Origin of the sequence: Corallococcus sp. AB049A (assembly GCF_003668885.1) — a bacterium.
In the GTDB taxonomy this organism is placed as follows: Bacteria; Myxococcota; Myxococcia; order Myxococcales; family Myxococcaceae; genus Corallococcus; species Corallococcus interemptor.
Genome location: NZ_RAWL01000059.1, coordinates 22,655 through 29,492 on the forward strand (window position 1 = coordinate 22,655; position 6,838 = coordinate 29,492).

General features: G+C 72.7%; 8 protein-coding genes. 7 read left to right on the forward strand and 1 reads right to left on the reverse strand.

The genetic code is table 11. The annotated features are described in order from the left end of the window. Positions 1–930 (reverse strand): LysR family transcriptional regulator, encoded by a 930-nt coding sequence (locus tag D7X55_RS09255; RefSeq protein ID WP_120547777.1) that lies wholly within the window; start codon positions 928–930, stop codon positions 1–3. 81 nt (positions 931–1,011) lie between these two features. Between D7X55_RS09255 and D7X55_RS09260 the strand changes: the two genes are divergently transcribed. The 7 genes from D7X55_RS09260 to D7X55_RS09290 form a co-directional block, all read left to right on the forward strand. Beyond that, the gene (locus tag D7X55_RS09260; RefSeq protein WP_233609737.1) at positions 1,012–1,632 is read left to right on the forward strand and encodes a luciferase family protein; all 621 of its coding nucleotides are present in this window, start codon (positions 1,012–1,014) and stop codon (positions 1,630–1,632) included. Between the two features lie 29 nt (positions 1,633–1,661). Then, on the forward strand, positions 1,662–2,537 hold the full coding sequence (locus D7X55_RS09265) for an NAD-dependent epimerase/dehydratase family protein (RefSeq protein WP_120547789.1): 876 nt from the start codon (positions 1,662–1,664) through the stop codon (positions 2,535–2,537). Between the two features lie 141 nt (positions 2,538–2,678). After that, the gene (locus tag D7X55_RS09270) at positions 2,679–3,869 is read left to right on the forward strand and encodes a hydroxymethylglutaryl-CoA synthase (RefSeq protein ID WP_233609738.1); all 1,191 of its coding nucleotides are present in this window, start codon (positions 2,679–2,681) and stop codon (positions 3,867–3,869) included. A gap of 35 nt (positions 3,870–3,904) precedes the next feature. Then, positions 3,905–4,534: a YceI family protein gene (locus D7X55_RS09275; protein ID WP_120547778.1), complete on the forward strand. Its 630-nt coding sequence runs from the start codon at positions 3,905–3,907 to the stop codon at positions 4,532–4,534. A 51-nt stretch (positions 4,535–4,585) separates the two neighbouring features. Continuing rightward, positions 4,586–5,479, forward strand: a complete 894-nt coding sequence (locus D7X55_RS09280; RefSeq protein WP_147470063.1) for a hypothetical protein — start codon at positions 4,586–4,588, stop codon at positions 5,477–5,479. 42 nt (positions 5,480–5,521) lie between these two features. After that, positions 5,522–6,355, forward strand: coding sequence for a hypothetical protein (locus D7X55_RS09285; RefSeq protein WP_120547780.1), 834 nt, complete (start codon positions 5,522–5,524; stop codon positions 6,353–6,355). A 13-nt stretch (positions 6,356–6,368) separates the two neighbouring features. Next, the coding region (locus D7X55_RS09290; RefSeq protein WP_158626345.1) for a DMT family transporter at positions 6,369–6,838 on the forward strand (470 nt) is incomplete at its 3' end.

The following is a 6,838-nucleotide window of genomic DNA, read 5'->3' on the forward strand; positions in this document are numbered from 1 at the left end:
TCAGGCGCCGCGCTTCGCCTGGGCGCCCAGGTTCCACCCGGGCTCGTCCGCGAAGCGCCGCGCCAGGAAGTCCATCCACGCGCCCACCTTCGGCGTCACGGTGCGCCCCTGCGCGTGCACGGCCCAGATGGACAGCTCCGGGAGCGTGTGGTCGTCCAGCACCTCCACGAGCTGTCCGTCCCGCAGCTCCTCCCATACGGCGAAGAGGGGGAACTGCGCGATGCCCGCGTGGCCCAGCACCGCCGTCTTCAGGGCCAGGCTGCTGTTGGCCTTCAGCGTGCCGGTGGTCTCCACCAGGGACTCCACGTCCCCCGGGCCGCGCAGGCGCCACGCGGCGCCGGAGGCCAGGTACGTGTACTGGAGGCAGCGGTGCTGGCGCAGGTCCTCCGGCCGGTGCGGCGTGCCGTGCCGGTGGAGGTACGCGGGCGTCGCGCAGATGACCCGGCGGCTGGAGGCCAGCTTCCGCGCGAGCAGCGACGAGTCCGGCAGCTGCGCGATGCGGATGCACGCGTCGAAGCCCTGCTCCACCAGGTCCACCACCCGGTCATCCAGCTGGATGTCCAACTCGATCTCCGGGTAGCGCTCCAGGAACTCCGGCATGGCCGGCAGCACCCGTAGCAGCCCGAAGGACATGGGGATGCTCACGCGCAGGGGCCCGCGCGGCTTGCGGCGCAAGAGCAGCACCTCCGCCTTCGCCGCCTCCAGCTCCTGCGTCATCCGCTGACACCGCGCCGCCAGCGCCCGGCCCTCCGCCGTGGGCGACAGCTTGCGCGTGGTGCGCTGCAACAGCCGCACGCCCAGCGCCTCCTCCAGCGCCATCACCTGCTTGCTGACGGTCGCCTTGGACAGCCCCAGCGAGCGGGCCGCCACCGTGAAGCTGCCGGTGCGCACCACCTCCGCGAACGTGAAATAGGGCGCCACCTGCTCCATGGGGATTGGTCACCTCCAGGAAACAATCCTTTTCCAATCGGCGCGTAGTGTCCAGACGTCAACGGGCTCTATAGGAAAGCCATGGATTCCCCACGCCCGGTGCTCCCGGGGCTCGCGGTGCTGCTGGCCGCGCTGTCCTGCACCTCGCCAGCCAGTGACGTGCCGCGCGCGGCGCCGGAGGTCCGTGAGTCCCGCGTGCTGGCGTCCACGGCGCCGGAGCCGTCCTTCCGGCTGCCCGCGCGCAAGGGGCCTCGCCCGGAGACGACGGACGCGCCGCCGGGGACGCCGCTGGCGCACCGGCAGCTGAGCCAGCTGGCGCCTCCAGAGCTGCAGGAGCGCCTGTTCACGCGCGCCGCCGCGCTGCCGGACGTGCGGGTGGCGCCCAGCGGCATCTCCGTCCCCGGGGCGCGCGCCTTCTGGCTGCGGCCCGAGTCGGCCCGGGGGCCTCGCGCGGCGTTCCAGGTGGGGACGGAGTTCGCGCACATCCACCCGGCGGAGGACGGCAGCCTGCACCTGACGTTCCCGCCGGAGACGGCGCGGCGGGTGTTCCAGCAGGGCTGGGGCATGCCGCATCCGCGCTCCGGGACGCCCATGCTCTTTGGTCCGCGCGACGAGGCCGAGCTCGAGGTCGTGTGGCAGCTGCTGCTGCGCTCCTACGCCTGGGCCCATGAGGGCCAGGACGCGGGCGTGACGGTCGAATGACGCAACCTGAACGTGAGAAGAGGCACACCATGAAGATCCTTGTGACGGGCGCGACGGGCTACATCGGCGGGGCGGTCGTGGACGCGCTCAAGCAGGCGGGCCACCAGGTCCTGGGGCTGGCGCGCTCCGAAGACGCGCGCAACAAGCTCGCCGCCCGCGGCATCACGGCGGTGGCGGGCGACATGGCGGACGCCAAGGGGCTGGCCGCGCTGGTGAAGGACATGGACGCGGTCGTCTGGACGGCCACGGCCAACAGCGAGGCCGTGGACGCGCCCGCCGTCGCGGCGGTGCTGGACGCGCTCCAGGGCACGAACAAGGCGTTCATCTACACGAGCGGCGTCTGGGTGCACGGCGACACGCAGGGCGCCGTCGTCACGGAGGATTCGCCCCTGGCCGCGGCGGCGCTGGTGGCGTGGCGTCCGGCGGTGGAGCAGCGCGCGCTGAACACGCCGGGCGTGCGCGGCGTCGTCATCCGCCCGGGCATCGTCTACGGACGCGCCGTGGGCATCCCCTCCATGCTCACCGCCTCCGCGAAGCAGGACGGCGCGGCCCGCTTCGTGGGCACCGGGGAGAACCACTGGCCGGTGGTGTTCGTGGAGGACCTGGCGGACCTCTACGTGCGCGCCGTGGAGAAGGCCCCCGCGGGGACCGTCCTCGTCGCCGTGCAGGGCCCGGCCGTGAAGCTCAAGGACATTGCCCAGGCGGCCAGCGAGGGCGCGGGCGCGGGCGGCAAGACGGTGGCCTGGCCCCTGGAGGAGGCGCGCAAGCAGTTCGGCGCGTTCGCGGACGCGCTGGCGCTGGATCAGCGCTTCTCCGCCCAGAAGGCCCAGTCGCTGCTGGGCTGGACGCCCAAGGGCCCCGGCATCATCGACGAGCTGCGCAGCGGCTCGTACGCGCGAGGCTGACGTCAAGCGAAGGGGCCCGGCTCGCGCCGGGCCGCAATCCCAGACACCTCCGCCCACGCCCCCGGACACCGCGCATCCCGCGGTGCACGGGAGACGTGCGCGCGAAAAGAAGACATCTCGCAGCAAGTCGAGGGGGACATCATGCAGGCAGGACTGGAAGCAATCGGGGTCGCCGTACCGGACACCTACGTGGAGCTCGCGGACCTGGCCATGGCGCGCGGCGTGGCGCCCGGCAAGTACGTGGAGGGCCTGGGGGTGACGCGCATGGGCGTGCCCCTGGTGAACGAGGACACCGTGACGCTGGCGGCCCGCGCGGCGCGCATGGCGCTGGAGTCCGCGGGCTGCTCGCCGGAGGACGTGGGCCTGCTGGTGGTGGGCACGGAGACGGCGGTGGACCACTCCAAGCCGGTGGCCTCCTACGTCCAGGGCCTCCTGGGGCTGCCCACGCGCTGCCGCATCTTCGAGACGAAGCACGCCTGCTACGGCGGCACCGCGGCGCTCCAGATGGCGCTCGACTGGGTGCGCTCCGGCAGCGCGAAGGGCCGCAAGGCGCTCATCGTGTGCTCGGACATCGCCCGCTACGGCGTGGGCACGCCGGGCGAGCCCACGCAGGGCGCCGGCGCGGTGGCCATGCTGGTGTCGGACACGCCCGCGCTGCTCGCGCTGGAGGCGGGCAAGACGGGCGTCTACTCCAAGGACGTGATGGATTTCTGGCGTCCGCTGTACTCGAAGGACGCCCTGGTGGACGGGCACTACTCCGTGCAGTGCTACCTGGACGCGCTGGAGGGCGCGTACCGGGCCTACCAGGAGGCCGCCGCGGAGCCCGCGGGCGAGGGCGCGTACAGCGACCGCTTCGCCGCGCTCGTCTACCACGTGCCCTACGGGAAGATGTCCCGCAAGGCGCACCGGCACCTGCGCACGCTGGACGGGGACACCGCGCCGGACGCGAGCTTCGACCGGCTGGTGGGCAACAGCCTGGTGCTGCCGTCGCAGGTGGGCAACATCTACACGGGCTCCATGTACCTGGCGCTGGCGAGCCTCCTGTCCACGGCGTCCCAGGACCTCACCGGCCAGCGCGTGGGCCTGTTCTCCTATGGCAGCGGGTCCTGCGCGGAGTTCTTCAGCGGCGTGGTGCAGGCCGGCGCGCAGGAGCGCGTGAAGGCGCTGGGGCTGGAGGCCCGCCTCACCCGCCGCCGCGCGCTGTCCATCCCCGAATACGAAGACGTGATGCGGGCGCGCGAGCACCTGGACGAGCGGCCCGCCGCGGACGCCGCCGGCACCGGCTTCCGTTACCAGGGCACGCGCGACCACAAGCGCATCTACGCCACCTGAAGCGCCATTCCCCTTTCCTGTTGGAGACACGCCCCATGACGCCGTTCCTCAAGTCCCTGGCCCTCGTGGCCGCCCTCGCCGTGCCGTCGCTCGCGGGGGCCACCGCGTACGACATCCACCCGACGAACTCGTCCGCCCTCTTCTCCGTGAAGCACATGATGGTGTCCAACGTGCGCGGCTCCTTCTCCAAGGTGACCGGCACGGTGCAGCTGGACGAGAAGGACCTGACGAAGTCGTCGGTGGAGGCCGTCATCGACGCCACCACCGTCACCACCAACGACGCCTCGCGCGACGAGCACCTGCGAGGGCCGGACTTCTTCGACGTCACGAAGTTCCCCACGCTCACGTTCAAGTCCACGAAGGTGGAGAAGTCCGGCGGCGGCCTGAAGCTGACGGGCGACCTCACCATCCGCGGCGTGAAGAAGCCGGTGGTGTTGCAGCTGGACGGGTTCGACGTGGAGTCGAAGGACCCGTACGGCAACGTGAAGCGGGGCGGCACGGCCACCACGAAGATCGCCCGCAAGGACTTCGGCCTGAAGTGGAACGCCGCGCTGGAGACGGGCGGCGTGGCGGTGGGCGAGGAGGTCTCCATCACGCTGGAGATCGAGCTCGTGAAGAAGCAGCCGGCGCAGCCGGTGAAGTCGGCCGCGGGCACCACGCCCTAGCCGCGTCTGGCACCGGCCTGCGGCGGTGCCGCCTTCCCAGGGAGTGGCGTCATGGCGCGGACCACCGGACATCCCCCGGCCAGCCGGTTTGTGGGGCTCGACAATCGAAGGCGGCAGTGCGCCGCCTGTGGTGGACGGGTGCCGGCGGACTACCGGGCCCGCCGCAACGTGGTGACGCTCAACGGCGTCGTCGCGCTCAAGGTGCAGGTCCGGGTGTGTCACCGCGAGGGGTGTCCGCTGCGCCAGAAGGCCATCCGCGCGGAGGAGGAGGGGCTGTGGGTCCTGCCGGAGCACGAGTTCGGCCTGGATGTCATCGCCCTCATCGGGGCGCTGCGCCACCAGGAGAAGCGCAGCGTGCCCGCCATCCACGCCGCCCTGCGTGCCCGGGACGTGCCCATCTCCGCGCGCAGCGTCTCCAACCTGCTGGAGCGCTATGACGCCCTGCTGTCCCCCCGGTCCCTGGACCCCGCGCGGCTCCAGGCGGTGACGCGCAGGCTGGGCCGCGTGGTGCTGGCCCTGAGCGGCCTGGTCCCGGAGGCGGGCGACGCCGTGCTCTGGGTGGCGCGAGACTGCCTGTCCTCCGAGGTCCTGGCGGCCTGGAGCCTGCCGGAGCCCCGGGCCGGGGCGCTGGTGGAGCACCTCCAGACGCTGGTGCGCGCGCTGGACGTGCCCGTCGTGGGCGTCGTCTCCGACGGGCAGGCCCCCATCGTCCGGGCGGTGGCCGAGGCGCTGCCGGACGTGCCGCACCAGCTGCGTCCGTCCCATGGCCGGTTCGATGCCGCCTGTCCTCCCGCCACCCCCGAGCCCCTGGAGGCGTCCTCCAACGCGCCCACGGCGCTGGAGCGCGGCGTGTGCGCTCCGCTGGGCATGGCCTTCACCCTGGGCCGGGACCTGCTGCCCGAGCTGCTCGAGTTCGGCGCCACCTGGGCGGCCCCGGGCCCGTGACCTTCCTCCTTCCTTCTTCCTTCTTCCCTTGCGTCCTTCGCCATGAACCCACTCATCCGCTGTCTCTGCGCCGCCGCGCTGCTCCTCGCCGCCCCGGAGGTCCTGGCCGCGGACCCCGCGCCGCGTCCTCCGAATGCCCTGCTCTATGAGACGTATGCCTACTCCGGGACGCTCAACGGGCAGCCCACGACGGTGTTCGCGCCCGCGCTCTCCGGGTCCCTGTCGCTGTCGGAGCGCGTGAGCCTCAACGCCGCATGGCTGTTCGCCTACGCGCCGTCACGGGCCGGAGGCCCCACCGCGTTCCAGGCGGGCAACCCGTCCGTGGGCCTGGGCGGCGTGCTGTACGACGACGGCGCGCTGAAGGTCCGCACGGGCGGCAACCTGGTGCTGCCCTTCACGCTGATCACCGACCCGGACGACTTCGGCTCGGCGCTGCTGCGGCGCGCGGCCACGCTGCGCGGCAACAGCGGCTTCAGCCTGGTGGCCCCGGGGCTCCTGGGCCTGACGCCCTGGGCGGACGCGGCGCTGCGCCAGGGGCGGTGGCGCTTCGCCCTGGACGGGCGCATCCCCATGTCCGCCCAGCTGTCGGAGAAGCGCGGCCAGCGGGTGGACGCGGTCTTCCAGGTCTCCGGCACGGCGGCCGTGGACCTGAGCTCGCACGTCCTCCTGGGCTCCACCTTCCAGGCCATCTACGTGTCGACGGCGGCGGAGGGCGCGGACCCCACCTTCCTGGCGCTCATCCCCCACGTCCGGGTGTACGGCACGGCGGGCTTCGTGGAGGGGCGGCTGGTGATGAACCTGGATGCGCCGTTGGGCTTCGCCTTCTCCGACAACGGCCTCTGGGCGGCGGCGCTGGCGCTGGGCACCACCTTCTGACGGACGCCCGCCCATGACAACCCAGACGCTCGTTGGAAGCCGGCTGCGCCAGCTGGGGGACGCGCCGCTGCTCTTGTTGATCGCCACCGGCGTGCTGCTGGGCAGCATGCTCCCCATGTCCCGGGTGGCCCGCGCGGAGGGCTGGTCGCCGCTGGCGTTCGCGTTCTGGCCCGCGCTGGGCAGCGGCCTGGCGCTGGCGTTCGCGGGGGCGCGAGGCGCCTCCCAGGCGCCGGAGGCCGGGCCCGTGCTGCGCTACAGCCTCATCGCTGGCGTGCTGAGCGTCGCCGTGCCCAACAGCGTCACCTTCATCGTCATGCAGAGCGTGGGCACCAGCGTGACGTCGCTGGTGTACACGCTGCCGCCGCTGTTCACGTATGCCTTCGCCTGGGGCCTGGGCATTGAACGGTACCGGCCCCTGCGGCTCGCGGGCATCGTGGTGGGGCTGGCGGGCGCGGCCCTGCTGGTGCTGGGGCGGGGCATGGC

What these genes read in the sequence shown, in the direction of transcription:
- D7X55_RS09255 (WP_120547777.1), bottom strand. Translation starts at nt 930, where the DNA reads ATGGAGCAGGTGGCGCCCTATTTCACGTTCGCGGAGGTGGTGCGCACC.
- D7X55_RS09260 (WP_233609737.1), top strand. Translation starts at nt 1,012, where the DNA reads ATGGATTCCCCACGCCCGGTGCTCCCGGGGCTCGCGGTGCTGCTGGCC.
- D7X55_RS09265 (WP_120547789.1), top strand. Translation starts at nt 1,662, where the DNA reads ATGAAGATCCTTGTGACGGGCGCGACGGGCTACATCGGCGGGGCGGTC.
- D7X55_RS09270 (WP_233609738.1), top strand. Translation starts at nt 2,679, where the DNA reads ATGCAGGCAGGACTGGAAGCAATCGGGGTCGCCGTACCGGACACCTAC.
- D7X55_RS09275 (WP_120547778.1), top strand. Translation starts at nt 3,905, where the DNA reads ATGACGCCGTTCCTCAAGTCCCTGGCCCTCGTGGCCGCCCTCGCCGTG.
- D7X55_RS09280 (WP_147470063.1), top strand. Translation starts at nt 4,586, where the DNA reads ATGGCGCGGACCACCGGACATCCCCCGGCCAGCCGGTTTGTGGGGCTC.
- D7X55_RS09285 (WP_120547780.1), top strand. Translation starts at nt 5,522, where the DNA reads ATGAACCCACTCATCCGCTGTCTCTGCGCCGCCGCGCTGCTCCTCGCC.